The sequence below is a fragment of the Allobosea eneae genome, from assembly GCF_042657265.1.
Lineage (GTDB): Bacteria > Pseudomonadota > Alphaproteobacteria > Rhizobiales > Beijerinckiaceae > Allobosea > Allobosea eneae.
In genome coordinates this window covers 293,608-309,412 of sequence record NZ_JBHSLW010000009.1, presented here as the reverse complement: position 1 = coordinate 309,412, position 15,805 = coordinate 293,608, and the positions used below count along the sequence as shown (strand labels likewise).

Genomic DNA, 15,805 nt, shown 5'->3' with positions numbered 1-15,805 from the left:
ATGACCGAGACCGCCGCCCTTTCCGGCGTCACGATGCGCGAGGCACGCCGGGAGGACGCAGCCCGCATCGCCACCTTGATCATGCTCGGCTCCGCCAAGCAGACGCGCAGCGCTGGCGAGATCGCGCAGGAGGCGGCACATCCCTCCTATCTCGACGCTTTCGACGAGGTTGCCGCCAGCCCGCACAACACGCTCTTCGTCGCCGAGCTGGAGGGCGAGGTCGTCGGCACCCTGCAGGTCACATTGATTCCCGGCCTGATCAATCGCGGCCGCAAGCGCGCCAAGCTCGAAAGCGTCCATGTCGATCCGGCCTTGCGCGGCCGGCGCATCGGCGAGGCCATGGTCGCCCATGCGGTCGACTTCGCTCGCCAGAACGGCGCCGGCCTGGTCGAGCTCACCTCGAACAAGTCGCGCGAGGCGGCGCACCGCTTCTATCGTCGCCTCGGCTTCGACCAGAGCCATGAGGGCTTCAAGCTGGAGCTGTGAGCGCGTTGCCCGCATGCCGCGCCCGCGCCCGGCGCGCAGGCTGGGTTCTTACAGGAGGCTCGCCCGAGGCCTAGATGTCCTGTCGACCCGCAACAACCCGCGAGGACTGGGACAATGTCAGCAGTGCAGGGCAAGCCGATCGATCTCCATTACTGGCCGACGCCGAACGGCTGGAAGATCACCATCATGCTCGAGGAAACCGGGCTACCCTACAACGTCATCCCGGTAAACATCGGCAAGGGCGATCAGTTCAAGCCGGAATTCCTGGCGATCTCGCCGAACAACCGCATGCCGGCGATCGTCGATCCCGATGGGCCGGACGGCAAGCCGATCTCGGTGTTCGAATCCGGCGCGATCCTGCAATATCTCGGTCGCAAGACCGGGCAGTTCTATCCGACGGACGAGCGCGGCCGCGTCGCCGTCGACGAGTGGCTGTTCTGGCAGATGGGCGGCTTCGGCCCGATGCTCGGCCAGACCCATCACTTCCGCATCTATGCGCCCGAGAAGGTGCCCTACGCGATCGACCGCTACACCAACGAGGCGAACCGCCTCTACGGCGTGCTGAACCGGCGCCTCGAAGGCCGCGACTATATCTGCGACGACTATTCGATCGCCGACATGGCCTGCGTCGGCTGGGCCCGCGGCTGGGAGCGCCAGGGCCAGGACATCAAGCAGTTTCCCAATGTCGGGCGCTGGCTCGAGACGATGCTGGCGCGGCCCGCCGTGCAGCGCGGCCTCAAGGTTGCCGAGGAGCTGCGCAACCCGGCCGGCATCTCGACGCCAGAGGAAAAGGCTGTCCTGTTCGGCCAGAAGGCGCGTTGAGCGCCGACCGAGCGCTGCGGTCATTCTCCTCACAAGGGCTTGCATGGCGGAGAGGGCGAGCCCGCAATGACGGGTAAGCAATGCTCATCGCCGCCGAATCGGCGATAACCACCGCATGATCTCGCGCGCCTTCATCGCCGGTTGCCTCGGCACGAGCCTCACCCCCGACGAGCGGGCCTTCTTCCGCGACGCGCGGCCCTGGGGCTTCATCCTGTTCAAGCGCAATACGCAGGATCCGGCGCAAGTGGCTGCGCTGACGGCGCAGATGCGCGATTGCGTCGGCTGGCAGGCGCCGATCCTGATCGACCAGGAGGGCGGGCGGGTGCAGCGCATGGGCCCGCCGCACTGGCCGCCCTATCCGCCGGCGCTGGCCTTCCTCGCCATCAACGACCCCGTGCAGCAGCGCGAGATCGTCCGGCTCTCGGCGCGCCTGATGGCGCATGATCTCAAAAGCGTCGGCATCGATGTCGACTGCCTGCCGGTGCTCGACGTTCCCGTCGCCGGCAGCCATGACGTGATCGGCAACCGCGCCTATGCCCGCGATCCCGCCATGGTGGCGACGCTCGGCCGCGCGGCGGCCGAGGGACTCTTGGCCGGCGGTGTGCTGCCGGTGATCAAGCACATGCCTGGCCATGGCCGGGCGAAGGCCGACAGCCATCACGACCTGCCGGTGGTCGAAGCCAGCCTCGACGAGTTGCGCGCCCATGATTTCCGGCCGTTCCGGCATCTCGCCGACATGCCGCTGGCGATGACGGCGCATGTCGTCTTCACCGCGCTCGACAAGCGCCGGCCGGCGACGATCTCGCGGAAGATTGTCAGAGAGATCATGCGTGGTGAGCTCGGCTATGACGGGCTGATCATGACCGACGACATCTCGATGAAGGCGCTCTCAGGTTCGTTCGAGGAGAAGGCCAAGGCGGCGGTCCGCGCCGGCGTCGACGTGGTGCTGCACTGCCATGGCATCATGGAGGAGATGGTCGCGATCGCCGGCACCGTTCCGGAGATGACCGGCCAGCGCGCCCGCCGCGCCGCGATGGCGCTGGCGCGGATCCGGCACGAGCCCGAGCCGCTCGATGTGGACAGTGCCCGCGCGCAGCTTGCCAGCACCCTTGCTTTGGGCGGCGGTTAGGCTGATTCTCTGCCCGGGGTTGTGGCTCCGCCGATCCGGCGGGGCACGTCATGGGGAATTGGCCATCGATGGCCGCTGAGCTGCCATTCCAGGAGGACGGCACGCCGGAACGCGCGTCCGGCGAACCCTCGCTCGTGATCGACGTCGACGGCTATGAAGGGCCGCTCGATCTGCTGCTCGATCTCGCGCGGCGCCAGAAGGTCGATCTTTCCCGCATCTCGATCCTGGCGCTGGCCGAGCAATATCTCTCCTTCATCGAGACGGCGCGGGCGCTGCGGCTGGAACTCGCCGCCGATTATCTCGTGATGGCGGCGTGGCTCGCTTACCTCAAGTCACGCATGCTGCTGCCGGAGCCGCCCAAGGGCGAGGAGCCGAGCGCGGCCGATCTCGCCACGGCGCTGGCGCTGCGCCTGAAGCGGCTGGAGACGATCCGCGCTGCGGCACAGAGGCTCGCCACCCGTGAACGGCTCGGCCGCGACGTCTTCGCCCGCGGCGAACCGGAGGTGATCGCTTCCGAGGGGCGGCCGGTCTGGGAGGCCGAACTCTACGACCTCCTGGCCGCCTATGCGCAGCAGCGCCAGAAGCGCATCCGCCAGCCGATGAGCGTCGGCCAGCGCCAGGTGCTGTCGCTGGCCGAGGCGCGCGAGGCTTTGGCGCGGCTGGTCGGGGAGGCCGGCGAATGGACCGCGATCGACGGCTATCTCACCCGCTATATTAGCAGCCATGGCCTGCCCGCCGAGACGATGAGCGCGACGGTCCGGGCCTCCTCGCTCTCAGCCATGCTGGAGATGGTGCGCGAGGGCCTGCTCGACCTGCGCCAGGATGGTGCCTTCGCGCCGCTGTATGTCCGGCGCCGCTCGGCGCGGCCGCCGACGCTCGGCATGTGAGGCGCTGATGGCCGTCGCTGAAGCCGAACGCGAGGACGAGGAGGATTGGGATGCCGACGAGGCGCTGGCGCGCGCCTGCCGCATCGTCGAGGCCTTGCTGTTTGCCTCGGTGCAGCCGCTTTTGGCCGAGGACCTCGCGAAATCGGTGCCCGCGAATGTGCCGATCGAGCGGGTGATCGCCGAATTGCAGCAGACCTACGCCCTGCGCGGGGTGACGCTGCAGCGCGTCGCCGGCGGCTACGCTTTCCGCACCGCGCCCGATCTCGCCTATCTGCTGGCGCCCGAGGCTGAGCCACCGCGCAAGCTCTCGCGCGCCGCGCTGGAGACGCTCGCCATCATTGCCTACCACCAGCCGGTGACGCGGGCCGAAATCGAGGAGATCCGCGGCGTCGCCACCGCCAAGGGCACGCTCGACATCCTGCTCGAAGCCGGCTGGGTGCGTCTGCGCGGGCGACGGCGCTCGCCGGGGCGGCCGGTGACCTTCGGCACGACGCCCGCCTTCCTCGACCATTTCGGGCTCGACCGCATCGACGACCTGCCGGGGCTGGAGGAGTTGAAGGGCGCCGGCTTCATTGAGGGACGCCTCGCCAAGGACCTCACCGTGCCGGTGCCGGACGACGATCCGGGCTTGCGCGACGACGAGGATCCGCTCGGCGACCTCTTCACGCCGCTTGACGACGGCGACGCCAGCTAGCACAGCGCAGGCGATCGCGCCCGGCGGGCCGGCAGGAGAACGACTTGGCTCGGACCGAAAGCAGGATGCGCTGGCTGGGGTGGGGACGGCGCGGCACCGCCGGCGCCGCGATCCCGATGGCGCTCGGCTTCGACGGCGTCACCCAGCGATTCGGCGCGGTGACGGCACTCGACAATGTCTCGCTCAGGGTCGCCCCGGGTGAGATCGTCGCTTTGCTCGGCCATTCCGGCTGCGGCAAGACGACGCTGCTGCGGCTCGCGGCTGGCGTCGAGCGGCCGAGTTCGGGGCGTGTTCTGCTCGAAGGGCGCGACGTCTCCTCGCCGGCTCACTTCGTCGAGCCGGAGGCGAGGGGGGTCGGCCTCGTCTTCCAGGATTACGCGCTCTTCCCGCATCTTTCGGTGCGCGAGAATGTCCGCTTCGGCCTGCGCGGCTATGGCAATGCCGAAGCCGACGCGACGGCGCTGCGCGCCATCGCCCGCGTCGGCCTCGCCGACCTCGCCGAGGCCTATCCGCACATGCTTTCCGGCGGCGAGCAGCAGCGTGTGGCCCTGGCGCGCGCAGTGGCGCCGCGTCCAGGCGTGCTCCTGATGGACGAGCCCTTCTCCAATCTCGATCGCCGCCTGCGCGATGCCGTGCGGGACGAGACCATGGCGCTGCTGCAGGAGATCGGCGCGACTTCGATCATCGTGACGCATGATCCCGAGGATGCGATGCGCGTCGCCGACCGGATCGTGCTGATGCAGCAGGGCCGCATTGTCCAGACCGGCACAGCCGAGGAACTCTACCGCCGCCCCGCCAGCCTCTTTGCCGCCCGATTTTTCTGCGATCTTACTGAAATCGAGACGGTCGTCCGCGATGGCGAGGTCGATACGCCGCTCGGGCGCTTTCCAGCGCCGGCCCTGCCGAACGGAGCCGCGGTGCTCGCTATCCGTCCTCAGGCGGTCAGGCTGGTTCCGAAAGGGTTCTGCCTGCCGGCGCGGGTGGTGACGCGGCGTTTCCTCGGCGAGGTCGACCATATCGAGCTCGCGGTCGATGGCATCGACAAGCTGCTGATGGCGCGCTTGCCGACGCGGCGGGATTCCGTCGTCGAGGGCGAGGATGTCGGTATCGATATTACGATGGACGAAGTCCTTGTGTTCCCTGTAGGGGACACCTAGTTTCCGGCACAAGCATCTGGCCCGTCGGGACAAGTCGGGCCGCGCGTTCAATTTCGGAGGAGTACCGCCATGGGTGGCGTCAGCATCTGGCACTGGATCGTCGTCGGCGTCATCGTCATGCTGCTGTTCGGCCGCGGCAAGGTGTCCGAACTGATGGGCGACGTCGCCAAGGGCATCAAGTCGTTCAAGAAGGGTATGGCCGAGGACGAGACGCCGCCGCCGGCCGCCCAGCAGCCGGCCGATCCCAAGGTGATCGACGGGGCGGCGCAGACCGCGCAGCCGCAGCCGGCCAAGGCCGAGACCAAGGCCTGAGTCCGCGCCGCCATGGCGGCGCATGACGTTTCCTGAAGGACCGGCCGTCGATGTTCGACATCGCCTGGAGCGAAATGCTGCTGATCGGGGGCGTCGCGCTCATCGTGATCGGCCCCAAGGACTTGCCCGGGGCGCTGCGCACGGCTGGGCAGGCGATCGGCAAGATTCGCCGCATGGCCTCCGAGTTCCAGGGCCAGTTCAACGACGCGATGCGCGAGGCCGAGCTCACCGACCTGAAGAAGCAGGTTGACGACATCGGTAACTCGATCCAGGCCTCGACCAATTTCGATCCGATCGAGCCGATGAAGGATTTCGGCGCCGCCGACGCCTCGAAGCCGGCCGCGGCCGACGACAAGGTGATCAGGGACGCCGAGGCGACGCTCGCTGCGCTGCCGGCACCTGAGTTGCCGGCCCCCGTCAGCATCGAGCCGGCGCCTGTCGCCGAGCCTGATGCGGACACAAAGCCGAAGCGTCGCCGCAAGACCGTCGCGACCGAAGAGCCTGTCGTGGCCGCTGAAGCTGTTCCGGCCGAGGAGCCGCCGGCCAAGCCCGTCCGCAAGCGCAAGGCCAAGGCGGCCGAGGTCGAGGGCGGAGAGACGGCATGAGCAGCGTCGTCGAGGCCAATACCGAGCCAAAGCGTGCCGGCGAGGACGAGATCGAGGCGTCGCGCGCGCCGCTGATCGACCATCTGATCGAATTGCGCTCGCGGCTGATCAAGTCGCTGATCGCCTTCCTGATCATGTTCTTCATCTGCTTTGCTTTCGCGACGCAGATCTACAACATCTTGGTCCAGCCCTATATCTGGGCGGCGGGCCCGGGCGCAAACGTTCAGCTCATCTACACCGCGCCGCTGGAGTACCTCTTCACCCAGATCAAGATCGCAGCCTTCGGCGCCGGCTTCTTTGCCTTCCCGGTGATCGCGACGCAGATCTACAAATTCGTCGCGCCCGGTCTCTACAAGAACGAGCGCCAGGCCTTCGCGCCGTATTTGGCGGCGACGCCGATCTTCTTCCTGCTCGGTGCGGCGATGGTGTTCTTTTTCGCCATGCCGGTGCTGATGAAGTTCTCGATCGGCATGCAGCAGGCGGCGACGGACGGGCAGGCCGGCATCGCCCTCCTGCCCAAGGTCAGCGAATACCTGTCGCTGATCATGACGCTGATCTTCGCCTTCGGCATCTCCTTCCAGCTGCCGGTGATCCTGACCCTGCTCGGCCAGGCGGGAATCATCGATGCCCAGTTCCTGAGGGACAAGCGCCGCTACGCCATCGTCTTCGTCTTCGTCGTCGCTGCGGTGCTGACCCCGCCCGACGTGATCTCGCAGCTCATGCTCGCGATCCCGATGCTGCTGCTCTACGAGCTTTCGGTGTTCTCGGTGCGCCGGGTCGAGAAGAAGCGCGATGCGGCGAAGGCTGCCGAGGATGCAAGCGCCTAGCGCAGCTCCGCCGCTCGCCTAGGACATGCCATCACTCGTTCAATAGTGATGCGATCCGTTACAGGCTGTTGAAGCCAATGACGGATCGCGGCGCTGCGGGCGCCCGCTACCGCCGAACCCAAGCTCGTCCTTCACGTTGGCGCACAGGCTTGTGATCCGCTGCTGCGGAGCCTTGCTCGCAACACAATGTTAAGATGAACGGTAGATGAACGAATGTGCGGCCGCCTCACAGGCCGTGCAGGTGGATGCGGTGGTGACGTGAGCGGATTCTGGCGCCTGATGCTGTTCGGAAAGGGGCCCCGCGAAGCGGCTTCGCCCGGCCGCGACCTGCGCATCGACGTGATCCGCGGCCTGATCCTGCTCGTCATCTTCGTCAACCACATGCCGGGCAACATCGTCTCGGCCGCGATGCCGCACAATTACGGCTTCTCCGACGCCGCCGACGTCTTCGTGCTGCTGGCCGGCATCTCGGCCGCCTTCGCCTATGGCAGGCTGATCGACCAGCGCGGGCTCTTCGTCGGCTCGCTCAAGGTCGGCGCTCGGATCTGGACGCTCTACATCGCGCATCTGGCGCTGTTCGTGTTGGTCTGCGGCATCGTCGCGACGGCGGTGGTGCGCACCCAGAACGCGCTCTATGTCGAGGCGATCAACATCCAGCCCTTCTTCAGCGACACGCCGGCGGCGATCGTCAACGCGCTGGGACTGATCTACCAGCCCTATTATCTCGACGTCCTGCCGCTCTACATCGTGCTGTTGGCGGCCTTTCCACTGATCTACGTCACCGCCCGGACGAGCCCGCTCGCGGCGCTCGCGATCTCGGTCGCGATCTGGCAGGGCGCGACCCATCTCGGCCTCAACCTGCCCAACCATCCGGGCGAGGGGGGCTGGTTCTTCAACCCCTTTGCCTGGCAGTTGCTGTTCACGCTCGGCGTCGTCATCGGCCGCCTCGGTCTCGTCGGGGCGAGCATGCCGAAGCTGCGCCTGCTCGATATCGCGGCGGGGGCCGTCTTGCTGTTCGCCGCGATGGTGAAGCTGTCCTCGGGCAATCCGTTCGGCATCGCCTTTATGAACGACTGGATCGACAGCCTGCAGATCGGCACCGACAAGACCAATCTTGCCTGGCCGCGCGTCGTCCATCTGGCGGCGCTGAGCTGGCTCGTGCTGCGTTTCGTGCGGCCCGACGCGGCCATGCTGAGCGGACTGGCCGGCCGGCGGCTGGCTGCGCTAGGGCGGCATTCGCTCGAAGTGTTCTGCGCGGGTATAGTGCTCGCGATCGCCGGACAGATCATCCTTGCGGAGACCTCTTTCACCCTTTGGGTCCAGTTGCTCGTGACGTTGGGCGGGATTACCATCCTGCTCGGGCTAGGAACATTTCTCTCGTGGTACAAGACGCTCACGGCACGCGCCGCCAGCGCCCCGCGCGAGCAGGCCGCTACGGTCTGAGCGCTGCTCTCTTGCTTCTGGCGTCGGCCTTGCCGGCTGAGGCGGGGCCACGATCGCTTGCGCCGATGAACGAGGGACGCTGCCGCGTCAGCTCGGCCCAGCATCCCTTCAAGCCGCCGCTGCCGGCATCGAAACGTGCCCTGACCGAAACCAACCGGCTCACCATTGTCGCGCTCGGTTCATCGAGCACTGCCGGAACCGGTGCGAGCGATCCCGACCGCAGCTACCCTGCCGTTCTCGAAGCCGAATTGCGCCGGCGCCTGCCTGGGCGTGAGATCAAGGTGCTCAATCTCGGCGTCGGCGGCCAATCGGCCTATGAGATGTATCTACGGCTCGAGGCCGAGGTCATCCCCGAGAAGCCGTCTCTGGTGATTTGGCAGACGGCGGTGAACGACGCCATTCGTGACATCGGCGAAGAGAAGCTGGCGAAGATCCTGCGCAAGGGCACCCACAAGCTGCAGGAGGCCGCGATCGATCTCGTCTTGATGGACATGCCCTGGCTGCCGCGCGAAGGGCGCTACCCCAAATACGACGATTACCGCGCGGTGCTGGCGAAGACGGCAAGCGAGAGCGGGGTTCCGATCTTCCCGCGCTATGGCATGATGAAGAGCTGGTCGGGCTCGAAGCAATTCAGCGAGGAGGAGATCGTCGGCATGGACGGGCTCCAGGTGGTCGAGTCCGGCTACCGCTGCCTCGGCATTCGTCTTGCCGACGGCATCGTCGCCGAACTCGGCGAGGGGAGCGAGCCCGGCAAGCCGACGAATTGAGGACGCGAACCTCTTCGTCTTTCCGGGGCGCTGCGTAGCAGCGAGCCCGGAATCCAGAACCGATAGCAGACATAGCAGGAGCTCGACGCTGCGGTGTTCAGTCCATCCATGGCATCGGTTCTGCATTCCGGGCTCTTCGCTGCGCGAAGCCTCGGAAAGACGGTGCGGAACCGCCTCAGCGCGCGATCACTTCGATATCGCGGTCGCGTCCGGCCTCGACCTTGAAGTCGCGCGAGAAGACCTGGCCTTCCTGTCGGGCGATCAACACATAGTCGCCCTCTGCCAGGATCACTTGCGGGAAGGCGCCGATCGCTTCGCGGATGACGTCGCCGCCCGGTGTGAGCACGCTGAAGGCGGTGCCGGCGAAAGCCTCGCCGCCCGGTCCGGCGACCAGCTTCAAAGTCACCTGCGCGGCGCGGTGATGCAGCGTCGCCTGGGTGACCTGACCGGATTCGACCCGGACGTCGGAGCGCTGGATGGCGTTCGAATCGCCATAGGTCGAGACGATGTGATAGGTGCCTTCGGGCAACCGGATCAGCTCGCCGGACTTGACGTTGGAGGCGACGAGGCGCCCCTCCGAATTGCCCTGCAGCGGCACGAAGATCGAGAAGTTGAGCTGGGCCGGCGCGATCGGCGTCTCGCCGATCGAGCCGGCGAGCGAGAGTGCGCCGGCGCTGACGCTGAGCCGGTCGCTCAGGCCCTGCGCGCCGAGCGTGACGCGCTTGGTCGCGCTGGCGAAGCCATAGGCGGCGTGCAGCAGGTAGACGCCGGGATCGAGCACGAAGCTGGGCTCGGCCTCGTTCGAGCGCGCGACGATCTTGGGCGGCGAGCCGTCGGCGGATTCGGTCAGCACGCGCCAGACCAGCCCGGAGCGAATCGGCTTGCGGTTGCCAGAAAACTGGGCGCTCAGCGTGAGCATGGCTTGGCCGGGGCGTGCCGTCGGCGCTGCGAGGGGTGGCAAGGGGGCGGGTGTCGTCGACGACGGCGCCGCACCGGGCACCTGGGCGATAGCGAGGCCCGAGACCGACAAGGACACAAGCAGTGCTGCCACCATCGCGCGCGCTGCCGTGACGGGAAGCGCCATCGAAACCTTGAACTCGTCGCGTTGAAACATGCGCTGCGCCGTCATCGTCCTTGCACCGGTGAAGGAGCAGGTTCGCTTGTCCTCATCATGGCGAAACCTTAACTGGGAACCGTCATCCCCGTCGCTGCGCCATCATCCGGATCGTTCATGACCGACACGCTCTCCCTGCTCAAGCTCCGTCGCTCGGTGCCGCCGCAATTTCTCACCGCTCCGGGGCCGGACGATGCGCAACTGCGCGAGATCCTGACCGTGGCGGCGCGCGTGCCCGACCATGGCAAGCTCGCGCCCTGGCGCTTCATCGTCTTCTCCGGGGCTGCCAAGGAGAAGGCAGCCGAGATCGTCGGAGCCGTCTTCAAGGAGCGCAATCCGCAGGCCGACGAGGACAAGGTCGCGTTCGAGCGCAAGCGCCTGCTCCATGCCCCCATCGTGATCGCCGTGGTCTCGCGGGCCCGCAAGCACGAGAAGATTCCGGAATGGGAGCAGGAGCTCTCGGCCGGCGCCGTCTGCATGAACATGCTGATCGCGGCCGAGGCGCTCGGCTTCAACGGCTCCTGGCTGACCAACTGGTTCGCCTTCGACCGCAAGGTGCTGGACGCCTTCGGGCTCGAATCCGACGAGCGCATCGCCGGCTTCGTCCATCTCGGCAAGGCGGATGGCCGCCCGGCCGACCGCGAGCGGCCCGATCTCGCCGCCATCGTCAGCCGGTTCGGAGCGTGAGCGCGATGTACTACACCGATGAGGGCCTCGATCTCGACTTCAGGCACGACCCGTTCAAGGCGATCGTCGCGCCGCGGCCGATCGGCTGGATCAGCGCGGTCAACGCCAGGGGCGAGGTCAATCTCTCGCCCTACAGCTTCTTCAACGCGATCTCGTCGCGGCCGAACATCGTGATGTTCTCCTCCGAGAACAAGAAGGATGCTGTCGCCTTCATCGAGGAGACCGGCGAGTTCACCTGCAGCCTGGTGACCAAGGCGCTCGACCAGCAGATGAACCTGACCTCGGCGCCACTGCCGCGCGGCGAGAATGAATATGTCCATGCCGGGCTGGAGATGGCGCCGTCCCGTATCGTCAAGCCGCCGCGGGTGGCAGCAAGTCCCGCCGCGCTCGAATGCAAGCTGCTCTCCATCCAGCAGCTCAAGGACATCGACGGCAACGACGTGCCGCGCTGGATGGTCCTCGGCCAGGTCGTCGCGGCCTATGTCGGCGAGGCCTTCGTCCATGACGGCCGCTTCGACACGGCCAAGGCCAATCCGATCGCGCGCTGCGGCTACAGCGACTATGCCGAAGTCAGCGAATTGTTCTCGATCGTTCGGCCGGCCGGAGGCTGAGCGCCATGGTCCGGCCCCAGGACGAGGAGCCGGACGAGCATTGGCGCATGACCGTCAACTTGCTCGCGATCATCGCCGTGTTGGTGATGGCCGGGGCGGGGTTCTGGCTGCTGCGCGAACTGAACGCCGCCAGCAAGGCGCAGGAGTGCCTGGCAAGCGCGGCGCGCCACCAATGCCGGCAGATCAAGTGAAGGCGAGCCGTTCCTAAATCGGTCGTCGTTTCCCGGCGGGGGTCCGGAAAACCCGGATCAGCCGAATCGGTTGGCGGATTCGGCTAACCCAATTTTCCAGCCAGTGCCTTGGGCGGCGCGGACCGATGCAGCACCGGCCTGCCGAAGCTCCTCGCAGCGTCGGCGATCAGCCGGCCGAGCTCGCGCGCGCAGGGCGTCTTGCCGCCGGGAGACCAGATCAGCGCGAATTCGAGATCGGGCAGCGGCGGCAGGCCATAGCTCGGCGCGAGAACCTTCATACCCGGCTCGATCTCGTCTGAGGCGATGATGGACGCGCCGAGCCCGGCCAGCATCGCCGCCCGCAGCCCGTGCAGATTGGCCGAGGTGAAGCCGATATGCCATTCGACGTTGGAGCCGGCCAGCGCCTCGACGGCGACCGTACGGCAGAGGCAGGGCGGGTTTGACAGCGCCAGCGGCAGCGACGAGCCCGGCGGAACCGCAAAGTCCTCGGCCGCGGCCCAGACATAGCGCGATCGGCGCAGCACGGCCCCGCCGGTTTCGCCGGCCCGGCGCATCGCCACGGCGAGGTCGAGCTCGCCGCTCTCGATCCTGGCGCTGAAATCCTGGCAGACGCTGACCGAGGCCTCCACGCGCACGGCCGAGAAGGTGCGGGCGAAGCGGCTCAGCAAATGCGGTAGCTCATCGCCGAGGAAGTTCTCCGGCACGCCGAAACGAACCGAGCCTGCGAGCGAGGACGCCTGGAAGCGCCGGCTCAGGGCGGCATGGGCCTGCAAGATCTGCCTGGCATGGTGCAGGAACTCCTCGCCGTCCTCGGTCAGCGCCAGCTTGCGCGTAGTCCGGACGAAGAGCGGCGTACCGATCTGGTCCTCCAGCCTGCGGATTTGATGGCTGACCGCCGATTGGGTCAGGTGCAGGCGCTCTGCCGCGCGGGTGAACCCGCCAGCCTCGGCGACGGCGACGAGCGCGCGCAACAGTTCAGGAGCGAAATCCATGGCGAAGATTTATTATCATATGGACTGAATTATAGGAAATTAAATCATTTCTATCATGTCTAGGCTGCCCCTAGACGAGGTGCCTCCGTCGATCCCGAGCGATGCGGATCGATCCCGAAAGGTGCTCGTCATGGCGATCTCTCATTCCACGCGAAATGCAGCCGCACTGGCGGGCGCCTGTCTGGCGAGCCTGATGTTCGGCCTCGAGATTTCCAGCGTCCCGGTCATCCTGCCGACGCTGGAAGCGGTGCTGCCCGCCGATTTCAAGGCGCTGCAATGGATCATGAACGCCTACACCATCGCCTGCACGGCGGTGCTGATGGCGACGGGAACGCTGGCGGACCGCTATGGCCGCAAGCGCCTCTTCGTAGCGACGACCGCGTCCTTCGGCGTGACGTCGCTGATCTGTGGGCTGGCGCCGAACGCCGCGATCCTGATCGCCGGCCGGTTCCTGCAGGGCATGGCCGGCGGCGCCATGCTCACCTGCGCCGTCGCCATCATCTCTCATCAGTTCCCGGAGGGGCGCGAGCGGGGCAGGGCCTTCACCATCTGGGGCGTCGTCACCGGGGTCGGGCTCGGCTTCGGCCCGGTGATCGGCGGCCTGATCGCGAGCCTGGCAGGCTGGCAATGGGTCTTCCTGGTCCATGTCCCGCTGACCGTCCTGGCACTGGCGCCGGCTGCGATCGGTATCCGCGAATCGCGGGATCCGCAGGCCAAGACGCTCGACGTCGCCGGCATCGTCACCCTGACCCTGGCGGTGTTCGGCTTTGCCTATGTGATCACGCAGGGGGCCGAGCTCGGCGCCGCCGCGGCACTCGGCCTCGCCGGCCTGGCCCTGGCCAGCTTCCTCGCCTTCCTGGCGGTGGAGCGGCGCGCGGCGCAGCCGATGTTCGACTTCTCGGTGTTCCGGATTCGCCGCTTCAGCGGCGCGATCATCGGCTGCATCGGCATGAATTTCAGCTACTGGCCGTTCATCATCTATCTGCCGATCTACTTCCAGAGCGGGCTCGGACTCGGCAGCGAGGCCGCCGGGCTGCTGCTGCTGGCCTATACCGTGCCCTTCATGCTGATGCCGCCGGTCTCCGACCATTTGCTGCGGCGCCATGGCCCGCAAGCCGTCATTCCCCTGGGGATGCTTGCGATGGGCGCCGGCTTCATCGCGATGTGGTTCGGCAGTAGCCTTGTCCAGGCGAGCTGGGCAACCCTGCTGCCCGGCGCCCTGTTGGCGGGAATCGGTCTCGGCCTGACCAACACCGCCGTGACCAACACGACAACCGGCTCGGTTCCAAGCAGCCGCTCGGGCATGGCGTCGAGCATCGACATCAGCGCGCGGCTGATCGCGCTCGCGATCAACATCGCGGTGATGGGGCTGATCCTGGTCGAGGGCATCAGGCGCTCGCTGCCGGACGCCGTCTCGGCCGCCTTCGATCGCTTGCAATTGCAGGCGTTGGCCTCATCGATCGCAGCCGGCAATCTCGGCTCGCTGCGGGAGGCTTATCCGGCCCTGGCGCTGCACGACCCGTCCGGTGCCGGAGCGCATGCGGCGCTGGTCCAGGGCTTCGGCTGGGTGATGCTCTATGGCGGCGTCAGCGCCGGCGTCCTGGCTGCGATCAGCTTCCTGATCTTCGGTGGTGCCAAGCGCCAGGCGCTGGCCGGCGCAGCGCCCGCCTGCGCCCAATCCGATGCCTGATGCCGATCAGCCCAGCTTCTGCGCGCGCGCCTTCAAGCGGCGGGCGCGCATAAGATGTGGCCGGTCGAGCATCTCGCCGTCGAGCCCGATCACGCCGAGGCCGGGGTTCTCGTCGAAGAGCTTGATGATCGCCTCGGCCCTTGCGAGCGATTCGGGCGAGGGCGAGAAGACCTCGTTGATGACAGGCACCTGCGCCGGGTGGATCGCCATCTTGCCGGTGAAGCCGTCGCGGCGCGCGGCGATGCATTCGGCGCGCAAGGCCGCCTCGTCGCGGAAGGCGGTGAAGACCGTGTCTATCGCGTCGACCTGCGCGGCTGAAGCCGCAAAAAGCAGGAGCGAGCGGGCGATCCTGTAAGGATCGGTGTAGCTGCCGCTCTCCAGCCGGTTGGTCTCGGCGCCGAGATCGGCCGAGAGGTCCTCCGCCCCCCAGGTGAGAGCGGAGAGGCGGTGGCTGGCGCCGGCATAGCTGCCGAGGCCGAAGATGCCCTTTCCGGTCTCGGTGGCGATGGCGATGATCTTGGTCGCGCCGTCGGGCAGGTCGTATTCGGCCTCGCGCACCGCGATATGGGCGGCGAGATGGCTGAGGTCGGGGCCGCCTTCGGACTTCGGCAGCATGATCGCATCAGGCCCGCCCGGCATGACGATATCGAGATCGGCCTCGGTCATGCCCGTCGTCAGCGCGTTGACGCGCACGATCAGGCGCGGGCGCTTTGCGCGGGTGGTGACGTCCGTGAGGAAATCGCGGGCAAGCTCGCGCGCCGCCGGCTTGGCATCGAGCGCGACGGAATCCTCGAGGTCGAGGATCAGCGCGTCGGCGCCGCTGTCCAGGCCCTTCTGCAGCTTCTTCTGGTTGTCGCCGGGGACGAAGAGGAGCGAACGCATCAGGCCTGCCCTCCGGTCGGGCGCTTCTTCATGAAGGCTTGGCGGCGGCACTGCGCCACCAGCGTGCCGTCCTGCTTGTAGGCTCGGTGGTGGAAGTCGACGATGCCGGCATCCGGCCGCGACCTCGATTCGCGCTTGGCGACGATCTCGGTCACGCAGTTCACGGTGTCGCCCTCGAAGAGGGGGGCGGGGAAGGTGACGTCGGTCATGCCGAGATTGCCGATGGTGGTGCCGACCGTGGTGTCGTTGACGGATATGCCGATCATCAGGCCGAGCGTGAACAGCGAGTTCATCAGCGGCTTGCCCCATTCGGTCTCGGTCGCGCAGAAATGCGCGTCGATATGCAAGGGCTGCGGATTCAGCGTCATGTTGGAGAACAGCATGTTGTCCATCTGCGTGACCGTCCGGGTCAGCCGATGGTCGATCGAGGCGCCGATCTCGAAATCCTCGAAATAGAGCCCGCCCCGCTTATGCCGCGCCGCTTCCGCCATCGTCTTGCTCCTGTGGGA

Annotated in this window: 19 protein-coding genes; 15 read left to right on the top strand and 4 right to left on the bottom strand. The window is 67.0% G+C overall.

Going from position 1 to position 15,805, the window contains the following annotated elements; translation table 11 throughout:
* The 11 genes from ACFPOB_RS07780 (at nucleotide 1) to ACFPOB_RS07730 (ending at nucleotide 9,129) form a co-directional block, all read left to right on the top strand.
* Nucleotides 1-486 carry a GNAT family N-acetyltransferase gene (locus tag ACFPOB_RS07780; RefSeq protein WP_377797214.1) on the top strand — a complete coding sequence of 162 codons (486 nt, stop codon included), beginning with the start codon at nucleotides 1-3 and terminating at the stop codon, nucleotides 484-486.
* A 114-nt stretch (nucleotides 487-600) separates the two neighbouring features.
* Complete coding sequence (locus tag ACFPOB_RS07775) at nucleotides 601-1,308, top strand: glutathione S-transferase N-terminal domain-containing protein (RefSeq protein ID WP_377797212.1); 708 nt, start codon at nucleotides 601-603, stop codon at nucleotides 1,306-1,308.
* A gap of 115 nt (nucleotides 1,309-1,423) precedes the next feature.
* Nucleotides 1,424-2,437, top strand: a complete 1,014-nt coding sequence (nagZ, locus tag ACFPOB_RS07770) for a beta-N-acetylhexosaminidase (RefSeq protein WP_377797210.1) — start codon at nucleotides 1,424-1,426, stop codon at nucleotides 2,435-2,437.
* A gap of 68 nt (nucleotides 2,438-2,505) precedes the next feature.
* The gene (locus ACFPOB_RS07765) at nucleotides 2,506-3,324 is read left to right on the top strand and encodes a segregation and condensation protein A (protein ID WP_377797208.1); all 819 of its coding nucleotides are present in this window, start codon (nucleotides 2,506-2,508) and stop codon (nucleotides 3,322-3,324) included.
* Between the two features lie 7 nt (nucleotides 3,325-3,331).
* Nucleotides 3,332-4,018 (top strand): SMC-Scp complex subunit ScpB, encoded by a 687-nt coding sequence (scpB, locus tag ACFPOB_RS07760; protein WP_377797206.1) that lies wholly within the window; start codon nucleotides 3,332-3,334, stop codon nucleotides 4,016-4,018.
* Between the two features lie 65 nt (nucleotides 4,019-4,083).
* Complete coding sequence (locus tag ACFPOB_RS07755; protein WP_377797346.1) at nucleotides 4,084-5,175, top strand: ABC transporter ATP-binding protein; 1,092 nt, start codon at nucleotides 4,084-4,086, stop codon at nucleotides 5,173-5,175.
* Nucleotides 5,176-5,244: 69 nt separating this feature from the next.
* Nucleotides 5,245-5,487, top strand: a complete 243-nt coding sequence (locus ACFPOB_RS07750; RefSeq protein WP_377797204.1) for a twin-arginine translocase TatA/TatE family subunit — start codon at nucleotides 5,245-5,247, stop codon at nucleotides 5,485-5,487.
* A gap of 50 nt (nucleotides 5,488-5,537) precedes the next feature.
* Nucleotides 5,538-6,092: a Sec-independent protein translocase protein TatB gene (gene tatB / locus ACFPOB_RS07745; RefSeq protein WP_377797202.1), complete on the top strand. Its 555-nt coding sequence runs from the start codon at nucleotides 5,538-5,540 to the stop codon at nucleotides 6,090-6,092.
* Entirely contained in the window at nucleotides 6,089-6,919 is an 831-nt protein-coding gene (tatC, locus tag ACFPOB_RS07740; RefSeq protein ID WP_377797200.1) for a twin-arginine translocase subunit TatC, read from the top strand. Before tatB ends, tatC begins: the two co-directional genes overlap by 4 nt.
* A gap of 258 nt (nucleotides 6,920-7,177) precedes the next feature.
* Entirely contained in the window at nucleotides 7,178-8,362 is a 1,185-nt protein-coding gene (locus ACFPOB_RS07735) for an OpgC family protein (RefSeq protein ID WP_377797198.1), read from the top strand.
* Nucleotides 8,363-8,427: 65 nt separating this feature from the next.
* Nucleotides 8,428-9,129, top strand: coding sequence for an SGNH/GDSL hydrolase family protein (locus ACFPOB_RS07730; RefSeq protein WP_377797196.1), 702 nt, complete (start codon nucleotides 8,428-8,430; stop codon nucleotides 9,127-9,129).
* A gap of 175 nt (nucleotides 9,130-9,304) precedes the next feature.
* On the opposite strand, the gene ACFPOB_RS07725 is transcribed toward ACFPOB_RS07730, so the two are convergent.
* A complete protein-coding gene (locus tag ACFPOB_RS07725; RefSeq protein WP_377797194.1) occupies nucleotides 9,305-10,243 on the bottom strand; it encodes a hypothetical protein in 939 nt (312 codons plus the stop codon).
* Between the two features lie 117 nt (nucleotides 10,244-10,360).
* Here ACFPOB_RS07725 and ACFPOB_RS07720 point away from each other — a divergent pair, with 117 nt between their 5' ends.
* From ACFPOB_RS07720 to ACFPOB_RS07710, 3 genes are read left to right on the top strand one after another with little or no spacing between them, the layout of a single operon-like run.
* Nucleotides 10,361-10,930 carry a nitroreductase family protein gene (locus ACFPOB_RS07720; RefSeq protein ID WP_377797192.1) on the top strand — a complete coding sequence of 190 codons (570 nt, stop codon included), beginning with the start codon at nucleotides 10,361-10,363 and terminating at the stop codon, nucleotides 10,928-10,930.
* Between the two features lie 5 nt (nucleotides 10,931-10,935).
* Entirely contained in the window at nucleotides 10,936-11,541 is a 606-nt protein-coding gene (locus ACFPOB_RS07715) for a flavin reductase family protein (protein ID WP_377797190.1), read from the top strand.
* 5 nt (nucleotides 11,542-11,546) lie between these two features.
* The gene (locus ACFPOB_RS07710) at nucleotides 11,547-11,732 is read left to right on the top strand and encodes a hypothetical protein (RefSeq protein ID WP_377797188.1); all 186 of its coding nucleotides are present in this window, start codon (nucleotides 11,547-11,549) and stop codon (nucleotides 11,730-11,732) included.
* An 83-nt stretch (nucleotides 11,733-11,815) separates the two neighbouring features.
* Here the strand turns inward: ACFPOB_RS07710 and ACFPOB_RS07705 are convergent, their stop codons facing one another.
* Complete coding sequence (locus ACFPOB_RS07705) at nucleotides 11,816-12,724, bottom strand: LysR family transcriptional regulator (protein ID WP_377797186.1); 909 nt, start codon at nucleotides 12,722-12,724, stop codon at nucleotides 11,816-11,818.
* Between the two features lie 130 nt (nucleotides 12,725-12,854).
* On the opposite strand from ACFPOB_RS07705, the gene ACFPOB_RS07700 reads away from it, so the two are divergent.
* Nucleotides 12,855-14,414: an MFS transporter gene (locus ACFPOB_RS07700; RefSeq protein WP_377797184.1), complete on the top strand. Its 1,560-nt coding sequence runs from the start codon at nucleotides 12,855-12,857 to the stop codon at nucleotides 14,412-14,414.
* A gap of 6 nt (nucleotides 14,415-14,420) precedes the next feature.
* Here ACFPOB_RS07700 and ACFPOB_RS07695 read toward each other — a convergent pair whose 3' ends face one another.
* Both ACFPOB_RS07695 and ACFPOB_RS07690 read right to left on the bottom strand, forming a co-directional pair.
* On the bottom strand, nucleotides 14,421-15,296 hold the full coding sequence (locus tag ACFPOB_RS07695) for an HpcH/HpaI aldolase/citrate lyase family protein (protein ID WP_377797182.1): 876 nt from the start codon (nucleotides 15,294-15,296) through the stop codon (nucleotides 14,421-14,423).
* A complete protein-coding gene (locus ACFPOB_RS07690) occupies nucleotides 15,296-15,787 on the bottom strand; it encodes a MaoC family dehydratase (protein ID WP_377797180.1) in 492 nt (163 codons plus the stop codon). The genes ACFPOB_RS07695 and ACFPOB_RS07690 overlap by 1 nt, the downstream gene beginning before the upstream one ends.
* Nucleotides 15,788-15,805 lie beyond the last annotated feature (18 nt).